The following is a 23,956-nucleotide window of genomic DNA, read 5'->3' on the forward strand; positions in this document are numbered from 1 at the left end:
CTTTGACGCTTTTTTGAAGTTTATTTTTCAGGATGACGAATAGCACTAGCCGAGTGCCATGCACCCCGTTAAAGTCGGAAGTCCGCCTGCATCGAAATGTCGCAAAAAATCACCCCGAAAACGCCTCATACCCAACAGGGCCGGGCACTTCATCTTTTTAACGAAATGCTTCCCGGCAGTCCTGCCAACCCAAGCCACTCTGCGCCGTTGCCTGTAGCAACAGCGGCAATGCCACCCGCGCCTTGTCTTGAGTGTCGTGAAACACAATCACCCCTTTGCGCCATAGCAACATCAGTGTGAGCACGCGCTGCATCGACTCCTCGGCCTTGAGCTTGCCTGGATCATCCTGGGAATCGATGTCCCACAACGCCACCTGCAAACCCTGGGATTGAAAGAAGCCCTGACTGTCCGCGCGGCGCTGGCCGTACGGTGGGCGGAACAGCGGCACGTAGTTTTCCGGCATCAGGTTCTGTACCAACGACGCACTGCGGGTGACGGAGCTTTGCCAGTCCACCCAATGGCTGTGGGAGCGGTACTGCCAACCCTGGGTGCCGACGCATTGGCCTTGGTACAACGCCTCCACTTGCGCGGCGGAACTGCGCTCGACACGGGTTTGCAAGCTGCTGCCGAGGGCAAAGAACGTTGCGTTCATCTTCTGCTTGCGCAGGTAGTCGGCGAGCCAGTCGGTATTGCCGCTGACCGGTGCAGGGCCGCCGTCGAACGTCAGCAGGAACAGGCGGTCGTTGAATTCGTCGCCATTGCGCTCATGGTCGCCAAACCGGGCAACTTCGCTGCTGATCTGCGGGAAAAGCGCGGCCTTTCTCAGCAGTTCGTCCAGGTAACGTTCATGGAAGGTATGGCTGGGGGCGGCCCAACCTATATAGAAGGAGTCTTGGCTGACTTCGAACTTGCCGGCCTGTTCGCGCAGATCGTCCATGTTTTCCACCAGGTAGCAGAACGAGGCATCCACCTCGCAGCTCTGCTGGGCAACGGTGTAGTTTTCCAGCAGGCGTTGCCAGAGCTGGCGGCGCAGGTCGTCGATGGCGGCCTGGTTGATGATCCTCAGGCCCAGGCGCTGCTTGAGCGCCGCGTCATCCAGGGACTCACTGGCCAGCAGGCTGCGGGCGAACATCAGGATTTCCGCGCGCGAGGCTACGTCGAACAGCGCAGGGCTGCTGAGTTTTTCAGGCCAGGTGCCACGGTCCAGGCTGGCTACATCCACCGGTGCCGCCTGGGCATTCAGGCACAGCAGGCAAGCCGACAACAAAAGCGCTATTCGCACGCAGGGTCTCCCTCTCCAGAGTCACCGGCCATCATAGCGGATCGCGCCTATCGCCATCATAGGTGGAGTCAAAACGCCCGAGCCCCTAGAATCCCCCCACGATTACAGGAGACGACTTCATGCTGACGGTGATTTCCCCCGCCAAAACCCTCGATTTCGAATCAAAACCGGCGACCCCACGCTTCACCCAGCCGCAGTTCCTGGACCATTCCCAGGAATTGATCGAGCAACTGCGTGAGTTCAGCCCAGCGCAAATCAGCGCACTCATGCACGTCTCCGACAAAATCGGCGGCCTCAACGCCGCACGTTTCGGCAGCTGGACCCCGGCTTTCACCCCCGAAAACGCCAAACAAGCCTTGCTGGCATTCAAGGGCGACGTGTACACCGGCCTCAACGCCGACACCTTCACCGATGCCGACTTCAGCTACGCACAGGACCATCTGCGCATGCTCTCGGGCCTCTACGGCCTGCTGCGCCCTCTGGACCTGATGATGCCGTATCGCCTGGAGATGGGCACCAAACTGGCCAACGCACGTGGCAAGGACCTGTACGCCTTCTGGGGCACGCGCATCAGCGAATGGCTGAACGAAGCCCTGGCCGAGCAAGGCGATGACGTGCTGCTCAACCTGGCGTCCAACGAGTACTTCTCGGCGGTCAAGCGCACAGCCCTGAACGCGCGGATCATCAACACCGAGTTCAAAGACCTGAAGAACGGCCAATACAAGATCATCAGCTTCTACGCCAAAAAGGCCCGGGGCATGATGAGCCGCTTTGTGATTGAAGAACGCATCAACGATCCCGCCAAGCTCAAGCAGTTCGATGTGCAGGGTTATCGCTTCAATGCGGAGCAGTCCAAACCGGACAACCTGGTGTTTTTGCGCGATCACGCACCGGAATAAAGCTCTCAACAGCTCCGATTTTCAAATGTGGGAGGGGGCTTGCTCCCGATAACAGAGTGTCAGTCACTGATTGGGTGACTGATACACCGCTATCGGGAGCAAGCCCCCTCCCACATTTTTATCTGCGTTGAATCCGACAAACGCCAACGTTTTGACGTCAAAAAATACCCTGTCGCATTCCTAACGTTTCTTTCACTCGACATTTCTAAATTTTTTTCGTAGTGGCACCACTTTTTTAAAACACTAGTGGCACAAAACTATCTCTCCAAGCCAACTCCCTATAACTACTGGCCCAAATAGCAAGTGCTATCAATATAGTACTAGTGCCATCCCTCCTAATATTTCAAGAAATTTCAGCGCTCTAGATAGGCGGTCTGGAACTTCGTCCCAAAGCACGGCTCATACCACCGGTAACGAAATTCTCTGTCTCTGTAGGAGATGACTTACATGGCGACCAACGGAAGTAGCGAAGTTGTCATATTAAACTTTGACTCATTGGTCATATTGCCAACCGATTAATTAAGAGCGGCGACAAGGATGATTTGCTTCTCCCTATAAGGCCAGGGCTAAGCCTCCCCTAATGGTCAGTGACACAACCCAAGGCATTGATATTTAAAGGCTTGCCGCCTCTATCAAAGCCCTGCGGCACTGGCGCCAGGCCCTTCTCCCAGGAAGGCCGGCTGCATTTGAGGGCAGGTCCCAACAATAAGGCCAAGTTGCGCACAACTTGAGTGCAATCGTTAGTCACTCATTATTCAACATGCCTGTACGCGGTAAGTCGGCGTCTATTCGCCTAACTTTCGTGGCATTTGTGACGCTTGCAAACATGAACTCCGGCCATTAATTGGCATGATTAACACAGAGGTAAATGCGATGCGCATCAGCATATTTGGTCTAGGTTACGTTGGCGCAGTGTGTGCCGGTTGCTTGTCTGCCCGTGGCCACGAAGTGGTAGGCGTAGACATCTCCAAGGATAAGATCGACCTGATCAACGCTGGCAAATCGCCAATCGTTGAACCGGGTCTGGGCGAGCTGTTGAGCCAGGGTATCGAAACCGGTCGACTGCGCGGCACCACCAACTTCGCCGACGCCATCCGTGATACCGACCTGTCGATGATTTGCGTCGGTACGCCGAGCAAGAAAAACGGCGATCTGGAACTCGACTACATCGAAGCCGTGTGCCGCGAGATCGGTTTTGTCCTGCGTGACAAAGCCACCCGCCACACCGTCGTCGTGCGTAGCACCGTACTGCCAGGCACCGTGGCCAACGTGGTAATCCCGATCCTCGAAGACTGCTCCGGCAAGAAAGCCGGCGTCGACTTCGGTGTCGCGGTCAACCCGGAATTCCTGCGTGAATCCACCGCCATCGCCGACTACGACTTGCCACCGATGACCGTCATCGGCGAGTTCGACAAAGCTTCCGGCGATGTCCTGCAATCCCTGTACGAAGAACTCGACGCACCGATCATCCGCAAGGACATCGCCGTTGCCGAGATGATCAAGTACACCTGCAACGTGTGGCACGCCACCAAGGTGACCTTCGCCAACGAGATCGGCAACATCGCCAAGGCCGTCGGCGTCGATGGTCGTGAAGTGATGGAAGTGGTCTGCCAAGACAAGACCCTCAACCTGTCCCAGTACTACATGCGCCCAGGCTTTGCGTTCGGCGGCTCGTGCCTGCCAAAAGACGTGCGCGCCCTGACCTACCGCGCCAGCACCCTGGACGTGGAAGCGCCGCTGCTCAACTCGCTGATGCGCAGCAACGAGTCCCAGGTGCAGAACGCCTTCGACATCGTTGCCGGCCACGACAAACGCAAAGTCGCCCTGCTGGGCCTGAGCTTCAAGGCCGGTACCGACGACCTGCGTGAAAGCCCGCTGGTAGAGCTGGCAGAAATGCTGATCGGCAAAGGTTTCGACCTGAGCATCTACGACAGCAACGTCGAGTACGCCCGTGTCCACGGTGCGAACAAAGATTACATCGAAGGCAAGATCCCGCACGTGTCGTCCCTGCTCAACTCGGACTTCGACGACGTGATCAACAACTCCGACGTGATCATCCTCGGTAACCGTGACGAGAAATTCCGCGCCCTGGCGCAGAACGCACCGCACGGCAAGCAAGTGATCGACCTGGTGGGCTTCATGTCCAAAGCCACCTGCGCGACCGGTCGCACCGAAGGCATCTGCTGGTAACAGCAACGGCAAGTTTCAGGCGGCGCGCGTTTCCATCCCCAGCGCTCGCCGCCTGAAACCTCCTTCACCTTCGGAAGATGCTTATGTCCAAGTTAAAACACGTACTACTGCAATCCGCCGGCTGGCTGTTCTTCCTCAGCCTGCTGATGGGTCTCGCCCTGCTGTTGCCGGCGAGTACGTTCGACTCCGAGTCGAAGAATTTTATTTTCCTGATTGGCGCCGTCGGTATCTGGCGCTATTCGATGGGTGCTACGCATTTCTTTCGCGGCATGCTGTTCTTGTACGTGGTCTACCCGCACCTGCGTCGTAAAGTGCGCAAGCTGGGCAAGGCCGCCGACCCGTCCCATGTGTTCCTGATGGTTACAAGCTTCAGGATCGATGCGCTGACCACCGCGCAGGTCTACAGCTCCGTGATCCGCGAGGCCATCGAATGCGGCTTCCCCACCACCGTGGTCTGCTCGCTGGTGGAAATGTCCGATGAGCTGCTGGTCAAGAGCCTCTGGGAGAAGATGAACCCTCCAGAGCACGTGAAGCTCGACTTCGTGCGCATCGCCGGCACCGGCAAGCGCGACGGCCTGGCCTTCGGTTTCCGCGCCATCTCCCGCCACTTGCCGGACGACCGCGCCGTGGTGGCGGTGATCGATGGCGACACCGTGCTTGCCGAAGGCGTAGTGCGCAAAACCGTGCCGTGGTTCCAGCTGTTCGGCAATGTCGGCGGCCTGACCACCAACGAGTTCTGCGAAGTACGCGGCGGCTACATCATGAGCGAGTGGCACAAACTGCGCTTCGCCCAGCGCCACATCAACATGTGCTCCATGGCCCTGTCCAAGCGCGTGCTGACCATGACCGGTCGCATGTCGGTGTTCCGCGCCAGCGTGGTCACCGACCCGGGCTTTATCGCCGACGTGGAAAGCGACTCGCTGCAACACTGGCGCCTGGGCCGCTTCAAGTTCCTCACCGGCGACGATAAGTCCAGCTGGTTCAGCCTGATGCGCTTGGGCTACGACACCTTCTACGTGCCGGACGCCGCGATCAACACCGTGGAACACCCGCCGGAAAAGAGCTTTATCAAGGCCAGCCGCAAGCTGATGTTCCGCTGGTACGGCAACAACCTGCGCCAGAACTCCCGCGCCCTCGGCCTGGGCGTACGCCGCCTCGGTCTGTTCACCAGCGTGGTGCTGTTCGACCAGCGCGTGTCGATGTGGACCTCCCTGCTCGGCCTGACCGTGGCGATTATCGCCACCTTCAAATACGGCGGCGCGTTCATCCTCGCGTACCTGCTGTGGATCGGTATTACCCGCCTGATCCTCACGCTGTTGCTGTCGTGTTCCGGCCACAAGATCGGCCCGGCTTACCCGGCGATTCTCTATTACAACCAGATCATGGGCGCGCTGGTGAAGATCTACGTGTTCTTCCGCCTTGATCAACAGTCCTGGACTCGCCAGGACACCAAACTGACCCGCGATTTGGCCAGCTTTCAACGTTGGTTCAACACCTGGTCGTCTCGGACCATGACCTTCTCCGCCGGCAGCATTTTCGTCGCCGTGTTGCTGATGATGGTCTGACCCTGCCAAGCCTGAATTAACTAGGAAATCGAAAATTATGAACAGCCAAGCAAACGTCAATGTTGTCCACGAATCCGAAGCCCAACGCCAACACGCACGGGTAAAAATCCCGGCCAAATTGCGCTTCTTCGGCAATGACGGCAAACCCACCGAAGCGCGGGTTCTGGACCTGTCCGCCGGTGGCCTGGCATTCACTGCAACCCAACCGCTCAACGTCGGCGAAGTGCACAAGGGTCGCCTGCAGTTCGTGATCGATAACCTCGGTCTGGCGATGGACGTCGAATTGCAGATCCGCTCTTACGACCGCCAGAGCGGCCGTACCGGTTGCCAGTTCCAGAACCTGGAACAGCAGGATATTTCCACCCTGCGCCACCTGATCACCTCGCACTTGTCCGGCGACATCGTGTCCATGGGTGACGTGCTGGCGACCCTGCAACGCGACAACTTCACCAAGGCGCGCAAGGTCAAGGACAGCGGCAGCGGCATGACCGCACTCGGTCGCCTGCGTGCAGTGACGTTCAGCGCGGGGATCTTCATCGTGGGCCTGGCGGCGTTCGGGTTTGTCTTCAAGTCGGTGTACGGCATGTACTTCGTCAGCCACGCCCAGGCCGGTCTGGTCAGCGTGCCGGGTATGAACGTGACGATGCCGCGCGACGGCACCGTGCAAAGCCTGCTCAAAGGTGACGCGATCGCCGCCAAAGGCGCGCCGCTGGCGACCTTCAGCACCAGCATGCTGGATGTGCTCAAGGGCCATTTGGACGAAGACCAGCTACAACCGGCCAAGGTTGAAGAACTGTTCGGCAAGCAAATGACCGGCACCCTGACCTCGCCGTGTGATTGCGTGGTTGCCCAGCAAATGGTCGCCGACGGTCAGTACGCCAGCAAAGGCGATGTGATCTTCCAACTGGTGCCACGCGGCGCTCCGGCCAATGTGGAAGCGCGTTTCACCTATCGCCAGTTCGGCGACGTGCGCCCAGGTACGCCAGTGAGCTTCCAGGTTGCCGACGAAGACCAAGTGCGTACCGGCACCATCGTCAGCAGCACCAGCCTGAACAGCGCCGACCTGTCCTCCGACATCCGCGTACAGATCAAGCCTGATGCACCGCTGGACAGCGCATTCGCCGGCCGCCCGGTGGAAGTCACCAGCGACCGTGGCCCATCGCTGAACTGGCTGATCGATAAAGCCATGGCTGCCGGACTGTAAGCGAGGAGATGCCTGTGATGACGCGCCTAAAAACACCGCAATCCCTGTGGGAGCGGGCTTGCTCGCGATGGGATCAGCGCGGTTTGCCTGACGGACCGGGTCGCCTGTATCGGGAGCAAGCCCCCTCCCACATGGGTTCGGTGGCGTTGCTGGCTATTGCGGTGAGCCTCGCCGGTTGCGCCGGCCTGCCCGACCAACGCCTGGCCAATGAAGCGCTTAAGCGTGGCGACACCGTCACCGCGCAGCAGAATTACCAGCAACTGGCAGACCTGGGTTACAGCGAGGCCCAAGTGGGCCTGGCCGATATCCAGGTAGGCACCCGCGATCCGGCGCAAATCAAACAGGCCGAAGCCACTTACCGTGCAGCGGCAGACACTTCGCCGCGCGCCCAGGCTCGCCTGGGGCGCCTGCTGGTGGCCAAGCCTGGCTCCACCGAAGCCGAGCACCATGAAGCTGAAGGCCTGCTGAAAAAAGCCTTTGCCAATGGTGAAGGCAACACCCTGATTCCACTGGCGATGCTGTACCTGCAATACCCGCACAGCTTCCCGAATGTGAACGCCCAGCAGCAAATCAGCAAATGGCAGGCCGACGGTTACCCGGAAGCCGGCCTTGCCCAAGTGCTGCTGTATCGCACCCAAGGCACCTACGACCAGCACCTGGATGATGTGGAGCGCATCTGCAAAGCCGCGCTGAACACCACCGATATCTGCTACGTCGAGCTGGCCACGGTCTATCAGAAACAAGCCGCGCCGGAAAAACAGGCCGAATTGCTCAAGCAGATGGAAGCCGGTTACAGCCGTGGCACCGTCACCGCCCAGCGCGTCGACAGCGTCGCCCGTGTGCTCGGCGATGCCACCCTTGGCACGCCGGACGAAAAAACCGCCCAGGCCCTGCTGGAAAAAATCGCCCCTGGCTACCCGGCGTCCTGGGTCAGCCTCGCGCAACTGCTCTACGACTTCCCGGAACTGGGCGACGTCGACCAAATGATGAAGTACCTCGACAACGGCCGCGCGGCCGACCAGCCTCGCGCCGAACTGCTCCTGGGCAAGCTCTACTACGAAGGCAAGTGGGTACCGGCCGATGCCAAGGCCGCCGAAGCGCACTTCGAAAAAGCCGTGGGCAAGGAAGTCGCTGCCGATTACTACCTCGGCCAGATCTACCGCCGTGGCTACCTCGGCAAGGTCTACCCGCAAAAGGCCCTGGACCACTTGCTGACCGCGGCGCGAAACGGCCAGAACAGCGCCGACTTCGCCATCGCCCAACTGTTTTCCCAAGGCAAGGGCACCAAGCCCGACCCATTGAACGCCTATGTCTTCAGCCAATTGGCCAAAGCCCAGGACACCCCGCAAGCCGTTGAGCTGGCCACCCAGCTCGAAGCACCGCTGACGCCGGAACAACGCGCCCAGGGCCAACGCCTGGTGCAACAGGAACTGGCCGCCCGCGGCACCCTGGCCCAGAGCACGTTGCAACTGCACGCCCTGGATGAAGAAGACGACGGCGAGGAATCCCTATGAAGCTCAACCCATTCGTCAAGGCCGGTATTGGCCTGACCTTCGCCCTGCTGTGGTCGTGCCCGACCCTGGCCGCGCTGACTGAAGCCAAGAACTTCGGCCTGGAAGTGAAAATCACCGGCCAGTCCGAAGATGACCGCGACCTGGGCACGCAAAAAGGCGGCGACGTCAACGGCGTCGGTATCGACCTGCGCCCTTGGATCTACGGTGAAAGCGGCAACTGGAGCGCCTACGCCATGGGCCAGGCGGTTGCATCGAGCGACATCATCGAGACCGACACCCTGCAACAGTCGGCCGACGACGAAAACCAGCAAACCACCAACAACGACCGCAAGACCAAGAAGAACTACTTGGCGATGCGCGAATTCTGGGTCGGCTACAGCGGCTTCACACCCTACCCTGGCGAGATCCTCAAGCTCGGTCGCCAACGCCTGCGCAATGACGACGGCCAATGGCGCGACACCAACATCGAAGCGCTGAACTGGACCTTCGACACCACCTTGCTCAAAGCCAACGTGGGCGTCGCCGAACGCTTCAGCGAATACCGCACCGACCTCAAGGAACTGTCGCCTGTCGACAAGGACCGCCAGCACCTCTACGCCGACGCCGCTTACCAGTGGACGCCAGGCCAGTGGATCGGCTTGCGCGGTCATCACACCCATGACAACGGCAAGCTCGACTACCCGGAACCGGGTCAACCCACCGACTCGTTGGACAAGCGCGAAAACGGCGACCTGACCTGGCTCGGCATCGAAGCCAACAGCGACGCCTACAACTGGCGCAACACCAACACCGTCAACTACTGGGCAAGCGTGACAGGCATGCGTGGCGACCGCGACAAGGTCAACGCGTTGAAGTCTGACGGTTCGAGCCCCGATCAGGCCAAGCGCAGTGACAATCTCAGTGGCTGGGCCACCGATATCGGCGTGCGCCTGCGCCTCGACCCGCAGTGGCAAGTGGGTGCGGCTTACTCCCGCGCCAGCGCCGATTACGAGCAGAACGGCCTGCAAAGCAACCGTTCGAACTGGACCGGTACTCAGTCCCGCGTGCACCGCTTCGGCGAAGCGTTTCGCGGCGAGATGAACAACATGCAGTCCATGAGCCTGTTCGGGTCCTGGCAGTTGCGCGAGGACTACGACGCCAGCCTGGTGTACCACAAGTTCTGGCGCGTGGATGGCAACAAGCCGGTGAGCAGCAACGGCATTGCCGCGCTGGATAACACCACCGACGCCGCCGGTGACATCGTCGCCAGCACCTCCTTGCCACTGGCCGACGGCAAGAAAGACCTCGGTCAGGAGATGGACCTGGTCGTCACCAAGTACTTCAAGAAAGGCCTTCTGCCGGCCGCGCTCAGCCAGTCGGTTGACGAACCCTCGGCCCTGGTGCGTTTCCGTGCCGGTGTGTTCAAACCGGGCGACGCTTATGGCAGCAAAGTCGACTCCTACATGCACCGCGCCTTTGTCGACGTGGTCTGGAAATTCTGATGGGAGCCTGCGCAATGAATGCTCAAAGCCTACTCGTCGCGGCAATGCTGATGGCCAGCGCCACAGCGTTCGCCGATACGGCGGCCAAGGCGCCGACCATCGCCAAGGAACTGCAACAGGCCAAGACCTACACCATTTCCAGCCCGCCTACGGCGCCGCTGGAAATGGCCAAGCCGACCCTGCCGGACCTGTCGGGCTACACCGCCGCCGCGATGGAAAAGAAGATCGTGCGCAGCAAGCCCGGCAAAATCAGCATCCGCCGCATGATGCAGGAAGACGCCCTCAAGGACTTTATCGGCGGCGACAACAAGATGGCCGAATGGGTGGTGCGCCAACACGGCATTCCACAGGCGATCTTTGTCGACGACGGCTACATGAACCTCAAGGACTTGCTGGGTAAAGTGCCCAAGCAGTACTTCAGCGAAACCTCGCCGGGTGTGTTCCTGGCCAAGTTGCCGATCGTGGTCGGGCGCAAAGGCATCCTGGACATCGATAACAAGACCCAGGAGCTGCGCCTGTCCCAACAGGCCGGTTCGTTCCTGATCAACGACGGCCAGTTGTTTGTGCGTGACACCAAAATCACCGGTTGGGACGAAAAGGCCAACGGCCCGGCGCTGTTCAAGTCGCCGAAGGAATTCCGCCCGTTCCTGCTGGCCTGGGGCGGCACCGAGACGTACATCTCCAAGACCAAGATGGCCAGTTTCGGCTACGCCAACAGTAAGTCGTACGGGGTGAGTATTTCCCAGTACACGCCGAACATGGCCAAGGTGCTCAAGCGCCCTGAACCGACCGGCTGGATCATCGACTCCGAGTTCTCGGACATGTGGTACGGCTTCTACTGCTATGAGACCACGGGCTTCGTGATCAAGGGCAATACCTACAAAGACAACATCGTCTACGGCATTGACCCCCACGACCGTTCCCACGGCCTGATCATCGCGGACAACACCGTCTACGGCACAAAGAAGAAGCACGGCATCATCATTTCCCGTGAAGTGAACGACAGCTTCATCTTCAACAACCGCAGCTACGACAACAAGCTTTCGGGCCTGGTGATCGACCGTAATAGCGTCAACAACCTGATCGCCGACAACGAGATCTACCGCAACCACACTGACGGCATCACCCTCTATGAGAGCGGCGACAACCTGTTGTGGGGCAACAAGGTGATCAGCAACCGTCGCCACGGCATTCGGGTGCGTAACAGCGTGAACATCAAGCTGTACGAAAACACCTCGATGGCCAACGGCCTGACCGGCGTGTACGGCCACATCAAGGATTTGACCGACACCGACCGCGACATCGCCCTCGACCCCTTCGACGCCAAGGTCTCGCTGATCGTGGTCGGCGGTGAGCTGGCAGGGAACGGCAGCGGGCCGCTGTCCATCGACTCGCCGCTGAGCATTGAGCTGTATCGCGTGTCGATGCTGGCGCCGACCAAATCCAGTGGCATCAGCTTCTCCGGCGTCCTAGGCGAACGCCAGGAAGAAATTCTCGACCTGCTGGTACGCCAGCAGAAAGCCGTGCTGATCGACCCTGTCGAACGCCAGACCGAAATGCAGGACTGAGGATGACCCTTATGCACCCACACATGATCAAACTGCTGAGCCTCTCGGGTCTGACCCTCGGCCTGCTCGCGGCCAGCCAGGGCGTACGCGCCGACGAACTGAAGGCACCGACCTTCACCGCCGAACCGTGCTGCAGCCTGTGCCCGGCCGCCCATGACGCGAAGAACTACACAACGCGCTACCAGCAGAACTTCACCACCCTGGTAGAAGCCCAGGGCGACTGGCTGTTCCGTACCCAGGAAGACTTGCGCACCGAATTCGACACCAGCCCCGCCGGCTACAAACGCATGCAACAACTGCACGATGCGTTCAAGGCCAAGGGCGTGGAACTGGTGGTGGTCTACCAGCCGACCCGTGGCCTGGTGAACCGCAACAAGCTCAACCCTGAAGAGAAAGCCAAGTTCGACTTCGACAAGGCCCTGGGCAACTACAAAACCATGCTCGGCCGTTTCGCCAAGATGGGCTACGTGGTGCCGGACCTGTCGCCGCTCACCAATGAGCAACTGCCGGATGAACTGCCGGCCCACGATTTCTACTTCCGTGGCGACCAGCACTGGACCCCATACGGCGCCCAGCGCACTGCGAAAATCGTCGGCGCCAAAGTGCGTGCGATGCCTGAGTTTGCCGATATTCCGAAGCGTGAATTCGAGACCAAGCGCTCCGGGCGCATGGGCAAGACCGGCACCCTGCACAACATGGCCGGGCAATTGTGCGGCACCAGCTACGCGATCCAGTACATGGACCAGTTCACCACCGAGCCCAAGGGCGAAGCCGGTGACGGCGACCTGTTCGGCGACTCGGGCAACCCGCAGATCACCCTCGTGGGCACCAGCCACAGCGGCAAGAACTACAACTTCGCCGGCTTCCTGGAGCAGGAAATCGGTGCCGACATTCTCAACGTGGCCTTCCCCGGCGGTGGCCTGGAAGGTTCGATGATCCAGTACCTGGGCAGCGAAGAATTCCAGAAGACCCCGCCGAAAATCCTTATCTGGGAGTTCTCGCCGCTGTATCGCCTGGACCAGGAGACCATCTACCGCCAGATGATGTCGCTGCTCGACAACGGCTGCGAAGGCAAGACCGCGCAGATGACCGCGAGCACTACATTGAAACCCGGCAAGAACGAATTGATGGTTAACAGTTCGAACAAAGACCTGCGCAACGCCAACCATCAGGTTGATATCCGCTTCGCCGATCCATCGGTGAAAACCTTGCAAGCCACCCTCTGGTACATGAACGGGCGCCACGAGGACATCAAGATCGAGAAACCCGAAACATCCGATACAGACGGGCGTTTCGCCTTTGAACTGCGCACCGATGAAGACTGGGCCTCGCAGAACTTGCTGGCCGTGGAAGTGCAGGGCCCCGAAGCGGGCGCTGCCGCGCAGAAGGTCGAAGCGAAAATTTGCACACGCAACGTATTCCCAAGCGGCGGTCAGAAGACTGCCTCACTCGGGCAATGAGGTTACTTATGCAGAAGTTATGGATTCCATCGTTGCTGGGCCTGGCGATCTTCGCCGGCTCGGTCAACGCCGCCGCCCCACTGCGTCCGCCCCAGGGCTACTTCGCACCAATCGAAGCGTTCAAGACGGGCGACTTCAAGGAAAACTGCGACACCATGCCGACGCCCTACACCGGGCCTCTGCAGTTTCGCAGCAAGTACGAAGGCTCCGACAAGGCCCGCTCCACGCTGAACGTGCAGTCGGAAAAAGCCTTTCGTGACAGCACGGCCGACATCACTAAGCTGGAAAAAGACACCAGCAAACGCGTGATGCAGTTCATGCGTGACGGTCGCCCAGAGCAGCTTGAATGCACCTTGAACTGGCTGGTGTCGTGGGCCAAGGCCGATGCGTTGATGTCCAAGGACTTCAACCACACCGGCAAGTCCATGCGCAAATGGGCACTGGGCAGCATGGCTTCGGCCTATGTGCGGTTGAAGTTCTCCGACTCGCACCCGCTGGCCAATCACCAGCAGGAATCGCAGCTGATCGAAGCCTGGTTCAACAAACTGGCCGACCAAGTGGTAAGCGATTGGGACAATCTGCCCCTGGAAAAAACCAACAACCACTCTTACTGGGCCGCCTGGTCGGTGATGGCTACGTCCATCGCGACCAACCGTCGCGACCTGTTTGATTGGGCGGTCAAGGAATACAAGGTCGGCGTGAATCAGGTCGACGACCAAGGCTTCTTGCCCAACGAATTGAAGCGTCAGCAACGCGCCCTGTCGTACCACAACTACGCCCTGCCGCCGCTGTCGATGATCGCCAGTTTTGCCTTGGTCAACGGTGTTGATCTGCGCCAGGAAAACAACAGCGCGCTCAAACGCCTGGGCGACAAAGTGCTGGCCGGGGTCAAGGATCCGGAGATCTTCGAACAGAAAAACGGTAAAGAGCAGGACATGAAGGACTTGAAGCAGGACATGAAATTCGCCTGGCTCGAACCCTTCTGCACCCTCTACACCTGCGCGCCGGATGTGGTGGAGCGCAAGCACGGGATGCAGCCGTTCAAGACCTTCCGCCTCGGGGGTGACCTGACCAAGGTCTACGACCCGTCGCACGAAAAAGGCAACAAAGGCAGCTGATGGAACACGGTTAGAAATGTGGGAGGGGGCTTGCTCCCGATGGCGGTGTAACAGTCGCCCTCTGTGTTGAATGACACACCGCTATCGGGGGCAAGCCCCCTCCCACACTTGAACCGCGCTTGCCAGTGAAATTGTTGTACCGCCCCCCGTATTTTCGTGGGGGGGTTTGGGGGGGCTGCGGCCCTTGACTGTTGGTTAAACATGGAGAGATCGGGATGGTTTTCTCGTCCAATGTGTTCCTGTTTCTGTTCTTGCCGATCTTTCTCGGCTTGTACTACTTGAGCGGGCAACGCTATCGCAACCTGCTGCTGCTGATTGCCAGCTACGTGTTCTACGCCTGGTGGCGAGTGGACTTCCTGGCGCTGTTCGCGGCGGTGACGCTGTGGAACTACTGGATCGGCCTCAAGGTCGGTGCAGCCGGCGTGCGCACCAAGCCGGCCCAACGCTGGCTGCTGCTGGGCGTGGTGGTCGACCTGTGCATCCTCGGCTACTTCAAGTACGCCAACTTCGGCGTCGACAGCATCAACGTGATGATGAAGTCAGCCGGCCTGGAGCCGTTCATCCTGACCCACGTGCTGTTGCCGATCGGGATCTCGTTCTACATTTTCGAGTCCATCAGCTACATCATCGACGTGTACCGTGGCGACACTCCGGCGACGCGCAACCTGATCGACTTTGCGGCATTCGTGGCGATCTTCCCGCACTTGATCGCCGGCCCGGTATTGCGTTTTCGCGACCTGGCTGACCAGTTCAACAACCGCACCCACACCCTCGACAAGTTCTCCGAGGGCTGCACGCGGTTCATGCAGGGTTTCATCAAGAAGGTCTTTATCGCCGACACCCTCGCGGTGGTGGCCGACCATTGCTTCGCCCTGCAAAACCCGACCACGGGCGATGCCTGGCTCGGCGCGCTGGCCTACACCGCGCAGCTGTACTTCGACTTCTCCGGCTACAGCGACATGGCCATCGGCCTGGGCTTGATGATGGGTTTCCGCTTCATGGAAAACTTCAAGCAGCCGTACATCAGCCAGTCGATCACCGAGTTCTGGCGCCGCTGGCACATCAGCCTCTCTACCTGGCTGCGTGACTACCTGTACATCACTCTGGGCGGCAACCGTAAAGGCACGCTGACCACCTACCGCAACCTGTTCCTGACCATGCTGCTCGGTGGCCTGTGGCACGGTGCAAACATCACTTACATCGTGTGGGGTGCCTGGCACGGCATGTGGCTGGCGATTGAAAAAGCCATTGGCCTCAATACCGCGCCGCGCAGTTTCAACGTCCTCCGCTGGGCCTTCACTTTCCTGCTGGTGGTAATGGGCTGGGTGATCTTCCGCTCCGAAAACCTGCACGTCGCCGGCCGTATGTACGGTGCGATGTTCAGCTTTGGTGAGTGGTCGCTGTCGGAACTCAACCGCGCCAACCTCACTGGCCTGCAAGTGGCAACCCTGGTGGTGGCGTACGCAACCTTGGCGTTCTTCGGCCTGCGCGATTTCTACACCAATCGTCCTGCTGAAAAAGCCAAGCCTGTCGACCCAAGCCTGATCAAGGCGGTACCCGGCGACAACCCCGGCAGCATCCACCAGCCAGGTTTCACCGTTGGCCAGGACGCCGCCGTGCAACCGGCCTACTGGACCGCTGACTGGCCACGCTACGCCATGCGCGCTGCGGTGCTGCTGCTGTTCGTGGCGTCGATTCTCAAACTGTCGGCGCAGAGTTTCTCGCCGTTCCTTTACTTCCAATTCTGAGGGAGCCGACCATGACCCGTTCATTACGCGTCCTCTATATCAGCCTGTTCATGGTGCTGCTGTTGGCCCTGGGCGCCTGGTCGCTGCGTAGCTTCTTTGGCTTCAGCACCAACGCCGAGGCCACGGTGCTCAACGGCCGCTGGACCAAGGCCGTCGAGACTCACTACGACGACGAGTTCCCGATCAAGCGCCTCGGCACCAACCTCTGGGCGGCGCTGGATTACAAGCTGTTCAATGAAGGCCGCCCTGGCGTGGTGCTGGGCCGCGATCACTGGTTGTACAGCGACGAGGAGTTCAACCCCGCCGTCAACGAAGACCAGAACCTGCAAGGCAACTACGCGCTGGTCGAAGGCGTACGCCAGAAGCTTAAAGCCCAAGGCATCCAACTGGTGATGGCGATCGTGCCGGCCAAGGTGCGCCTGTACCCGGAACACCTGGGTGAAGTAAAACCGGCGAGCATCCACGCCAATCTGTACCAGGACTTCCATGCCCGTGTTGCCGCAGACAACATCCCTGCTCCCGACCTGCTCGGCCCGTTGCAACAGGCCAAGTTGAGCGGTAAGCAAGTGTTCCTGCGCACCGACACCCACTGGACACCGGACGGTGCCGAAGTTGCCGCCAAGCAATTGGCCAAGACGATTGCCGACAAGACACCGCTCCACGGCGAGCCACAGCGCTTTGTCACCGAGGCTGAAAAGACCGAGCCACACAAAGGCGACCTGCGTCTGTTCCTGCCCCTGGACCCGCTGTTCGAAAACCTGATGCCGCCCAAAGAACCGCTGGAAAAACGCGTCACGCACCTGGCCGAAACCAAAGGCGACGACGCGCTGTTTGCCGACAGCGAAACCCCGGTGGCACTCGTGGGCACCAGCTACAGCGCCAACCCGAACTGGAACTTTGTCGGTGCGCTCAAGCAAGCCTTGGGCAGCGACGTCATCAACTACTCCGAAGACGGCCACGGCCCGATCCTGCCGATGCTCAGCTACCTGAAAAGTGATGACTTCAAGAACAGCCCGCCACAGGTGCTGATCTGGGAGTTTCCTGAACGTTATCTGCCCGTAAACAACGAAATCGGTGATGCCGACCCCGCGTGGGTTGCGCAACTTAAACAAGCCGGTTCGCGCCAACAGAACATGGCACTGAACACCCCAGCTATTAAAAATCAGAAATCCGAGACGCCCGACCGGGCGCAAAACTGAAAGAGAGGTAACTCACATGACTTTCACTACAACTCCTCGTCGTCTCGCTAAAACCCTGGCTATTGCTGCCGGTCTGAGCTTCGTATCCCTGTCCGCCTTCGCCGGTGGTGATGCCGCGCTCTACGGCCCTACCGCGCCAAAAGGTTCGAGCTTCGTACGTATCTATAACGCCAGCAACCAGGAAGTCAGCGCCACCGTCGGCAACACCAATCTCAACGAGGTTGCGCCACTGGCCAGCAGCGACTTCAGCTTCATGCCGGGCGGTGACTACAGCGCCAAGGTTGGCAGCCAGAGCCTGCCGGTCAAACTCGCCGCCGATCACTACTACACCTTGGTCAACAGCGGCAGCGGCCAACCTCAACTGATCGAGGAACCGCCGTTCAAGAACAAGCAAAAGTCTCTGGTGCGCGTGCAGAACCTCAGCGACAAGGCCCTGACCCTGAAGACCGCCGATGGCAAGACTGATGTGGTCAAGTCGGTGGCTGCCAAAGGCCGTGGCGAGCGCGAAATCAACCCGGTGAAGGTGAGCCTGGCGTTGTATGACGGTGACAAGAAAGTCGGCGATGTGAAGCCGGTTGCGTTGGAACGTGGTGAAGCGGCGGTGCTGTATGTCACCGGCTCGGGTTCGAGCTTGTCGCCAGTTTGGGTCAAGCGCCCGGTGTCGACCCGCTGATTAGCTTTTGAAATTGACGCTCCCCCTTGTGGGAGCGGGCTTGCTAGCGAATACGGTGGTTCAGTAACAGATGTGCTGACTGAATCACCGCCATCGGGAGCAAGCCCCCTCCCACAGGCTCTGACCCAATTGATTCAAGGAGAAACACATGATCCCAGTAATCCTTTCCGGTGGTAGCGGCTCACGTCTTTGGCCGCTTTCCCGCAAACAGTTCCCAAAACAATTCCTGGCCCTGACCGGTGAGCACACGCTGTTCCAGCAAACCCTGGAACGCCTGGTGTTCGAAGGCATGGACTCCCCGATCGTGGTCTGCAACAAGGACCATCGCTTCATCGTCAACGAGCAACTGGCCAACCGTAAACTGGAATGCCAACGCATCCTGATGGAACCGTTCGGTCGCAACACCGCGCCGGCCGTGGCCCTGACCGCGATGATGCTGGTCAACGAAGGCCGTGACGAGCTGATGCTGGTGTTGCCTGCCGACCACGTGATCGACGACCAGAAAGCCCTGCAACGCGCCCTGGCCCTGGCCACCGTGGCTGCCGAACGTGGCGAGATGGTGCTCTTCGGTGTACCGGCGACCCGTCCGGAAACCGGCTACGGCTACATCAAGTCCACCAACGATTCGCTGCTGCCCGAAGGCGTTAGCCGCGTGCAGCAGTTCGTGGAAAAACCCGATGAAAAACGCGCCGTCGAGTTCGTCAAAAGCGGCGGTTATTTCTGGAACAGCGGCATGTTCCTGTTCCGCGCCAGCCGCTTCCTGGAAGAGCTGAAAAAGCACGACCCGGACATCTACGACACCTGCGTGCTGACCCTGGAACGCAGCCAGCAAGACGCCGACACCGTGTCCTTCGACGAAGCCACCTTCGCCTGCTGCCCGGACAACTCCATCGACTACGCCGTGATGGAAAAAACCCAACGCGCCTGCGTCGTACCGCTGAGCGCCGGTTGGAGCGACGTGGGTTGCTGGGCTTCGCTGTGGGCGGTCAACGATAAAGACGCCAACGGTAACGTCACCAAGGGCGACGTGGTAATCCAGGACAGCAAGAACTGCATGATCCACGGCAACGGCAAACTGGTGTCGGTGATCGGCCTGGAAAACATCGTCGTGGTGGAAACCAAGGACGCGATGATGATTGCCCACAAGGACAAGGTCCAGGGCGTCAAGCAGATGGTCAACACCCTCAACGAACAGGGCCGCAGCGAAACCCAGAACCACTGCGAAGTCTATCGTCCGTGGGGCTCCTACGACTCGGTGGACATGGGCGGTCGCTTCCAGGTCAAGCACATCTCGGTCAAGCCGGGCGCGTGCCTGTCGCTGCAGATGCACCACCACCGCGCCGAACACTGGATCGTGGTGAGCGGCACTGCCGAAGTCACCTGTGACGAGAACGTGTTCCTGCTCTGCGAGAACCAGTCCACCTACATCCCGATCGCCTCGGTGCACCGCCTGCGCAACCCGGGCAAGATCCCGTTGGAGATCATCGAAGTGCAATCGGGCAGCTACCTGGGCGAAGACGATATCGAGCGTTTTGAAGATATCTACGGACGCTCGACGCCGGTTGAACGTGGCGTGTCGGTGAAAACTATCGCGCAGTAAAACAGTCGTACAAGAAGCCCTCACCCAGCCCATTGCGTCCCCTATCCGCAGTGGGTTGGGTGGGGGCTTTTTGTTTGGGATTTGCGCTGGCTGTGAGGGCCTCATCGGGGGCAAGCCCCCTCCCACCTTCGACCGCATTCCAAAGGCTGTACGCGGATAAATGTGGCCGGGGGCTTGCACCTCCTACATTCGACCGCACTCCAAAGGCTGTACGCGGATAAATGTGGCCGGGGGCTTGCCCCTCCCACCTTCGACCGCACTCCAAAGGCTGTACGCGGATAAATGTGGCCGGGGGCTTGCCCCTCCCACCTTCGACCGCACTCCAAAGGCTGTACGCGGATAAATGTGGGAGGGGGCTTGCCCCTCCTACATTCGACCGCACTCCAAAGTGCTGTACGCGGATAAATGTGGGAGGGGGCTTGCCCCCGATGAGGCCGGCACGCCCACCACAGCACTCAAGGTAGCCAATCCCACCTACGCTTAAGTTAGGATGCTCGTTCTCTATTCGAGGTGGTCTCCATGTTCTTCGGCGTTCTCCTGATCATCACCTGGCTGATCCTGCTGCTGCGCTACCCGGCCAAGGCCCTTCCGGTTTCTCTTGCTGCCTTGGCAGGCTTGGGTCTCGTGGCCGTCTGGGTGGTGTGGCTGGACAGCCGCGAAGCCTCGCAACTGGCCCGCCTTGAACTGCGCATCACCTACGCCCCGCAGGACTGCCCCGCCGACCGCCCGCTGAAATTGACCCTGAACAACGGCAACGACGTGCCGCTGACCGAACTGCGCTGGCGCGTCGCCGCCTATGCGCCGGGCGACACGGTCAACCTGGCCGATAACGTCTATGCTGCCCCGCGCTATCGAGGCCCCGGCGAATTGCAGGCCGGCGCGACGTGGGACGATTGTCTTCCCACCCCACCGCTGCGCCCCGGTTACCGCCCGCAAACCCTGGAATTTCGTGCCGAGCACCTGCAAGGCAGCTTCTCGGACTGACAAAGGACTGAACCATGCCCAACGTACTCATCACCGGATGTTCCAGCGGCATCGGTCGCGCCCTGGCCGATACCTTCAAGGCTGCTGGCTTCGACGTATGGGCCAGCGCCCGCCGCCAGGACGACGTCGACGCCCTTAGCGCCGCCGGTTTCAACGCCCTGCAACTGGACGTTAACGACAGCGCCGCCCTGCAACACCTGGCCGAGCAATGGGGGGAGTTGGACGTGTTGATTAACAATGCCGGCTATGGCGCCATGGGTCCGCTGCTCGATGGCGGCACAGAAGCGATGCAGCGGCAATTCGAGACCAATGTGTTTTCCATCGTCGGCGTGACCCAGGCGTTCTTTCCCGCACTGCGTCGCAGCAAAGGCCTGGTGGTAAATATCGGCAGCGTTTCCGGCGTATTGGTCACCCCGTTTGCCGGCGCCTACTGCGCCTCCAAGGCAGCAGTGCATGCCTTGAGCGATGCTTTGCGCATGGAGCTGGCACCCTTTGGCATCCGAGTGATGGAAGTGCAACCCGGCGCCATCGATACAAGCTTTGCAAAAAACGCCGGCGCCCAGGCCGAGCTGTTGATCAACGAAAAATCGCCGTGGTGGCCGTTGCGCGAAGGTATCCGTGCACGCAGCCAGGCCTCTCAGGACAAGCCCACCCCAGCCAGCGTGTTTGCGGCGGATGTGGTCAAGGCGGTGCAACAACCACAGCCTCCGCGCCTGTTGCGCTCGGGCAACGGCAGCCGGGCGTTGCCGTTGATGGCGGCGTTGTTGCCCAAGGGGTTGCTTGAGACCGTATTGAAAAAGCGCTTCGGCTTGGCCGGAAAGCTTTAACCCTTCATAAAATCAATAAACGCCCGCACTTTCAGGGGCAAGTGCCGCGTGTCCGGATACACCCCATAAACCCCCTGTGGGGCGAAACGATGGTCTGCCAGCAAGCGGATCAATCGCCCAGCCTCCAGGTCATCCTGTACCAGCCATTGCGGCAGGACTGCCACTCCATGGCCGCGCACGGCAAACGCCTGGAGCACTGCTGCGCTGTCGGCCACCAGTGCAGCGGGCCCGGTGCGGAACTGATGCTCGCCACCCGAAGGGTCGGTCACGCTCAGTTCCGTCAAACGGCCATGGCCCAGCTTGGGCATGTGTTCCAGCTCATCCAGCGTTTGCGCCCCGGCAAGCGCTGGCGCCGCTACCGCAAACACCTCGAACGTCGACAACTGCACCGCGCGATGATTGGAATCCAGCAGCCGCCCCAATCTTATTGCCACATCAAAACGCTCGGAGATCAAATCCGCGTGAGTGGAGGATGTGGATAAGTGAATGTTCAAGTCCGGGTGCTGGCTGCGGAAAGCTTCCACCGCCGGGGCAACCACGGCCAGCGCATATTCCACTGTGGTGGTGATGCGCAGGGTGCCCTTGAGCTGGGCATGCTCCGAGCGGGCTTCTTCCACGGCCAATTGCGCTTCTTCGAGCACGCGTGTGCAACGCAGGTAGAAGCGTTCGCCGGCATCGGTCAGCGCCAGCTGACGGGTGTTGCGGGTCAGCAAGGTGACGCCGAGTTCAGCTTCCAGGCGCTTGAGGTTGAAACTGACCACGGCGCGGGTCTGGCCCAGTAGATCGGCCGCTGCCGTGAGCGAGCCGGCCTCGACCACGGCCTTGAACGTATCGAATCGGTCCAGGCTTACCATCAGCCGGGCCCTCCTTTGTCAAAATATTTTTGACAAAGTAGCAGCCAAAGCGGCGTATCCCAAACCCGCCGTGACGCCTACCCTGCCGGCCTCTCTTGCAGGATCGCGCCCATGACCTACCCCTCGAAAGTCACCTGGATCTTTTTACTGGGCTTTGCCCTCGACCTGGTGAACATGTTCGTCGCCACGGTCGCCTACCCGGATATCGCCCGCGAATTGCACGCCTCGGTCACACAATTGGCGTGGGTGGGCAACGCCTACATGCTCGGCCTCACCGTGATTATCCCGTTCAGCGTATGGCTGGCAGCCATGATGGGTGAGCGCGGCTTGATGGTCGTCAGCTTGCTGCTGTTTGCCGGGGCGTCGGTAATGGTGGGGCAGGCGAGTTCGATTGAAGCGCTGATCGGTTGGCGTTTATTGCAAGGGTTGGGCGGCGGCCTGTTGATTCCCGTGGGACAGGCGATGGCTTATCGGCATTTTCCTCCCGCAGAGCGCAGCCAACTCACGGCCAGGGTGATGTCGGTGGCGCTGTTGGTTCCCGCACTGTCACCGGCGTTGGGCGGCTTGATTGTCGACAGCCTCTCCTGGCGCTGGATCTTCTATGCCAACCTGCCGCTGGCATTGATCACCTTGCTGCTCGCACAGCTGTGGATAAAACCCGACACCCCCACGCGTGTACGTCCCAAGCTGGAGGTGAGCCGTATTTTCAAACAGGTCAGCAGCCCTATGCTGCGAATCGCCATGCTGGTCTATTTGTTCATTCCCGGCGTATTCATCGGCACCAGCCTGATCGCCATCCTCTACCTTCACGACCTTGGATACGACGCCACCCAAACCGGCGCGCTGATGCTGCCTTGGGCAATGGCCTCGGCACTGGCGATTTTCCTCGGCAAAAAACTGTTCAATCGCTGCGGGCCAAAACCGTTGCTGATGGCGGGCATGGCGCTGCAATGCAGTGGCATTCTGGTGTTGAACGAACCGGCCCTGATTATTCCGGCCTACGCCTTGATGGGCCTGGGCGGCAGCTTGTGCAGCAGCACGGCACAGACGCTGGCGTTTCTCGACATCCCCGCCGAACGCATGGGCAACGCCAGCGCTTTGTGGAATATCAATCGGCAAATCAGCTTTTGCCTGGGCGCAGCCGCACTCAGTGCGCTGTTGTCGGCCTTGGATTCTTACGCCTTAACCTTCACGATTGCAGCAGCCTTGACCCTGCTGCCTCTTTTTGCAGTGCTGCGCCTGGATGCGTCCAGGGTCCGCACATTGCTCCACCCTGCCAGTGAGTCTCCCTGATGATCGATTACAGCGATTTTTTTGAAGAAGTGATCCAGACCCACGTCGAGATCGAGCAATGGTTTGCCGGGGTTGCGCCAGAAGGCACCCTGCAAAACCTGCTTGCGCGCTTCTCGCCCGAGTTCAGCATGATCGCCCCCACCACCGGCACACGCGTCAATGCCGCCGGGGTCAACGCTCTGTTCACTCGCCTGGGCGGAATGCGCCCGGGATTGAAAATCACCTTGAGTGAAATGACCGGGATTGACCGACATGCGCGCGGGGCCACGGTGACTTATCGGGAGCTTCAGGTGGATGACAGCGGTACTAGGACCGATCGCCGCGCGACCGTGGTGTTTGAGAAGCAGGCGAGTGGCGCGCTGTTGTGGCGGCATTTGCATGAAACATTTATCAAGGCCTGACTCGGTCAAATGTGGGAGGGGGCTTGCTCCCGATTGCGGAGTATCAGTCACTTGATACGTTGACTGATTCACCGCAATCGGGAGCAAGCCCCCTCC

19 protein-coding genes are annotated in these 23,956 nt (G+C 59.9%); 17 read left to right on the plus strand and 2 right to left on the minus strand.

What is annotated here, in order from left to right:
- Window positions 1-157 precede the first annotated feature (157 nt).
- Window positions 158-1,282, minus strand: coding sequence for a polysaccharide deacetylase family protein (locus G9Q84_RS01915; protein WP_122752431.1), 1,125 nt, complete (start codon window positions 1,280-1,282; stop codon window positions 158-160).
- A 119-nt stretch (window positions 1,283-1,401) separates the two neighbouring features.
- Here G9Q84_RS01915 and yaaA point away from each other — a divergent pair, with 119 nt between their 5' ends.
- The 15 genes from yaaA to G9Q84_RS01990 all read left to right on the plus strand — a co-directional run bounded on the left by yaaA (window position 1,402) and on the right by G9Q84_RS01990 (window position 21,312).
- Window positions 1,402-2,181, plus strand: coding sequence for a peroxide stress protein YaaA (gene yaaA, locus G9Q84_RS01920; protein ID WP_181642818.1), 780 nt, complete (start codon window positions 1,402-1,404; stop codon window positions 2,179-2,181).
- An 873-nt stretch (window positions 2,182-3,054) separates the two neighbouring features.
- A complete protein-coding gene (locus G9Q84_RS01925) occupies window positions 3,055-4,371 on the plus strand; it encodes a nucleotide sugar dehydrogenase (RefSeq protein WP_095183884.1) in 1,317 nt (438 codons plus the stop codon).
- Window positions 4,372-4,454: 83 nt separating this feature from the next.
- Window positions 4,455-5,936, plus strand: a complete 1,482-nt coding sequence (gene alg8 / locus G9Q84_RS01930; protein ID WP_122755618.1) for a mannuronan synthase — start codon at window positions 4,455-4,457, stop codon at window positions 5,934-5,936.
- Window positions 5,937-5,973: 37 nt separating this feature from the next.
- Entirely contained in the window at window positions 5,974-7,140 is a 1,167-nt protein-coding gene (locus tag G9Q84_RS01935) for an alginate biosynthesis protein Alg44 (protein WP_032886365.1), read from the plus strand.
- A gap of 131 nt (window positions 7,141-7,271) precedes the next feature.
- Window positions 7,272-8,654 carry an alginate biosynthesis TPR repeat lipoprotein AlgK gene (gene algK, locus G9Q84_RS01940; RefSeq protein WP_032886363.1) on the plus strand — a complete coding sequence of 461 codons (1,383 nt, stop codon included), beginning with the start codon at window positions 7,272-7,274 and terminating at the stop codon, window positions 8,652-8,654.
- Window positions 8,651-10,135 carry an alginate export family protein gene (locus G9Q84_RS01945; protein ID WP_032886361.1) on the plus strand — a complete coding sequence of 495 codons (1,485 nt, stop codon included), beginning with the start codon at window positions 8,651-8,653 and terminating at the stop codon, window positions 10,133-10,135. The genes algK and G9Q84_RS01945 overlap by 4 nt, the downstream gene beginning before the upstream one ends.
- Window positions 10,135-11,703, plus strand: a complete 1,569-nt coding sequence (gene algG / locus G9Q84_RS01950; RefSeq protein WP_032886358.1) for a mannuronan 5-epimerase AlgG — start codon at window positions 10,135-10,137, stop codon at window positions 11,701-11,703. The genes G9Q84_RS01945 and algG overlap by 1 nt, the downstream gene beginning before the upstream one ends.
- Window positions 11,704-11,714: 11 nt before the next feature.
- Window positions 11,715-13,163 carry an alginate O-acetyltransferase gene (locus tag G9Q84_RS01955; protein ID WP_032886487.1) on the plus strand — a complete coding sequence of 483 codons (1,449 nt, stop codon included), beginning with the start codon at window positions 11,715-11,717 and terminating at the stop codon, window positions 13,161-13,163.
- Between the two features lie 8 nt (window positions 13,164-13,171).
- Window positions 13,172-14,281 carry a mannuronate-specific alginate lyase gene (locus G9Q84_RS01960; RefSeq protein ID WP_081797682.1) on the plus strand — a complete coding sequence of 370 codons (1,110 nt, stop codon included), beginning with the start codon at window positions 13,172-13,174 and terminating at the stop codon, window positions 14,279-14,281.
- A gap of 215 nt (window positions 14,282-14,496) precedes the next feature.
- Window positions 14,497-16,029 carry an MBOAT family O-acyltransferase gene (locus G9Q84_RS01965; RefSeq protein WP_181642819.1) on the plus strand — a complete coding sequence of 511 codons (1,533 nt, stop codon included), beginning with the start codon at window positions 14,497-14,499 and terminating at the stop codon, window positions 16,027-16,029.
- A gap of 11 nt (window positions 16,030-16,040) precedes the next feature.
- On the plus strand, window positions 16,041-17,228 hold the full coding sequence (locus G9Q84_RS01970; protein ID WP_122755614.1) for an alginate O-acetyltransferase: 1,188 nt from the start codon (window positions 16,041-16,043) through the stop codon (window positions 17,226-17,228).
- A 16-nt stretch (window positions 17,229-17,244) separates the two neighbouring features.
- A complete protein-coding gene (locus tag G9Q84_RS01975) occupies window positions 17,245-17,901 on the plus strand; it encodes an alginate O-acetyltransferase AlgF (protein ID WP_032886353.1) in 657 nt (218 codons plus the stop codon).
- A 148-nt stretch (window positions 17,902-18,049) separates the two neighbouring features.
- On the plus strand, window positions 18,050-19,501 hold the full coding sequence (locus G9Q84_RS01980) for a mannose-1-phosphate guanylyltransferase/mannose-6-phosphate isomerase (protein WP_032886351.1): 1,452 nt from the start codon (window positions 18,050-18,052) through the stop codon (window positions 19,499-19,501).
- A gap of 519 nt (window positions 19,502-20,020) precedes the next feature.
- Window positions 20,021-20,485 (plus strand): multidrug transporter, encoded by a 465-nt coding sequence (locus G9Q84_RS01985; RefSeq protein ID WP_095183880.1) that lies wholly within the window; start codon window positions 20,021-20,023, stop codon window positions 20,483-20,485.
- Window positions 20,486-20,499: 14 nt separating this feature from the next.
- Window positions 20,500-21,312 (plus strand): SDR family oxidoreductase, encoded by an 813-nt coding sequence (locus G9Q84_RS01990; RefSeq protein ID WP_181642820.1) that lies wholly within the window; start codon window positions 20,500-20,502, stop codon window positions 21,310-21,312.
- Here the strand turns inward: G9Q84_RS01990 and G9Q84_RS01995 are convergent.
- Window positions 21,309-22,166, minus strand: coding sequence for a LysR family transcriptional regulator (locus G9Q84_RS01995; protein ID WP_032886347.1), 858 nt, complete (start codon window positions 22,164-22,166; stop codon window positions 21,309-21,311). The genes G9Q84_RS01990 and G9Q84_RS01995 overlap by 4 nt on opposite strands.
- 111 nt (window positions 22,167-22,277) lie before the next feature.
- On the opposite strand from G9Q84_RS01995, the gene G9Q84_RS02000 reads away from it, so the two are divergent.
- A complete protein-coding gene (locus G9Q84_RS02000) occupies window positions 22,278-23,459 on the plus strand; it encodes an MFS transporter (RefSeq protein ID WP_122755612.1) in 1,182 nt (393 codons plus the stop codon).
- The gene (locus tag G9Q84_RS02005; protein ID WP_181642821.1) at window positions 23,459-23,860 is read left to right on the plus strand and encodes a DUF4440 domain-containing protein; all 402 of its coding nucleotides are present in this window, start codon (window positions 23,459-23,461) and stop codon (window positions 23,858-23,860) included. The genes G9Q84_RS02000 and G9Q84_RS02005 overlap by 1 nt, the downstream gene beginning before the upstream one ends.
- The last annotated feature ends 96 nt before the right edge of the window (window positions 23,861-23,956 follow it).

The organism is Pseudomonas sivasensis (assembly GCF_013778505.1).
GTDB classification, from domain to species: domain Bacteria; phylum Pseudomonadota; class Gammaproteobacteria; order Pseudomonadales; family Pseudomonadaceae; genus Aquipseudomonas; species Aquipseudomonas sivasensis.

Bases quoted from the DNA above. Each gene is read 5' to 3' on its own strand.
- G9Q84_RS02000 (WP_122755612.1), top strand. From the start codon at position 22,278: ATGACCTACCCCTCGAAAGTCACCTGGATCTTTTTACTGGGCTTTGCC.
- yaaA (WP_181642818.1), top strand. From the start codon at position 1,402: ATGCTGACGGTGATTTCCCCCGCCAAAACCCTCGATTTCGAATCAAAA.
- algG (WP_032886358.1), top strand. From the start codon at position 10,135: ATGGGAGCCTGCGCAATGAATGCTCAAAGCCTACTCGTCGCGGCAATG.
- alg8 (WP_122755618.1), top strand. From the start codon at position 4,455: ATGTCCAAGTTAAAACACGTACTACTGCAATCCGCCGGCTGGCTGTTC.
- G9Q84_RS01995 (WP_032886347.1), bottom strand. From the start codon at position 22,166: ATGGTAAGCCTGGACCGATTCGATACGTTCAAGGCCGTGGTCGAGGCC.
- G9Q84_RS01965 (WP_181642819.1), top strand. From the start codon at position 14,497: ATGGTTTTCTCGTCCAATGTGTTCCTGTTTCTGTTCTTGCCGATCTTT.
- algK (WP_032886363.1), top strand. From the start codon at position 7,272: ATGGGTTCGGTGGCGTTGCTGGCTATTGCGGTGAGCCTCGCCGGTTGC.
- G9Q84_RS01955 (WP_032886487.1), top strand. From the start codon at position 11,715: ATGCACCCACACATGATCAAACTGCTGAGCCTCTCGGGTCTGACCCTC.
- G9Q84_RS01935 (WP_032886365.1), top strand. From the start codon at position 5,974: ATGAACAGCCAAGCAAACGTCAATGTTGTCCACGAATCCGAAGCCCAA.
- G9Q84_RS01985 (WP_095183880.1), top strand. From the start codon at position 20,021: ATGTTCTTCGGCGTTCTCCTGATCATCACCTGGCTGATCCTGCTGCTG.
- G9Q84_RS01980 (WP_032886351.1), top strand. From the start codon at position 18,050: ATGATCCCAGTAATCCTTTCCGGTGGTAGCGGCTCACGTCTTTGGCCG.
- G9Q84_RS01945 (WP_032886361.1), top strand. From the start codon at position 8,651: ATGAAGCTCAACCCATTCGTCAAGGCCGGTATTGGCCTGACCTTCGCC.
- G9Q84_RS01970 (WP_122755614.1), top strand. From the start codon at position 16,041: ATGACCCGTTCATTACGCGTCCTCTATATCAGCCTGTTCATGGTGCTG.
- G9Q84_RS01990 (WP_181642820.1), top strand. From the start codon at position 20,500: ATGCCCAACGTACTCATCACCGGATGTTCCAGCGGCATCGGTCGCGCC.
- G9Q84_RS01960 (WP_081797682.1), top strand. From the start codon at position 13,172: ATGCAGAAGTTATGGATTCCATCGTTGCTGGGCCTGGCGATCTTCGCC.
- G9Q84_RS01975 (WP_032886353.1), top strand. From the start codon at position 17,245: ATGACTTTCACTACAACTCCTCGTCGTCTCGCTAAAACCCTGGCTATT.
- G9Q84_RS02005 (WP_181642821.1), top strand. From the start codon at position 23,459: ATGATCGATTACAGCGATTTTTTTGAAGAAGTGATCCAGACCCACGTC.
- G9Q84_RS01925 (WP_095183884.1), top strand. From the start codon at position 3,055: ATGCGCATCAGCATATTTGGTCTAGGTTACGTTGGCGCAGTGTGTGCC.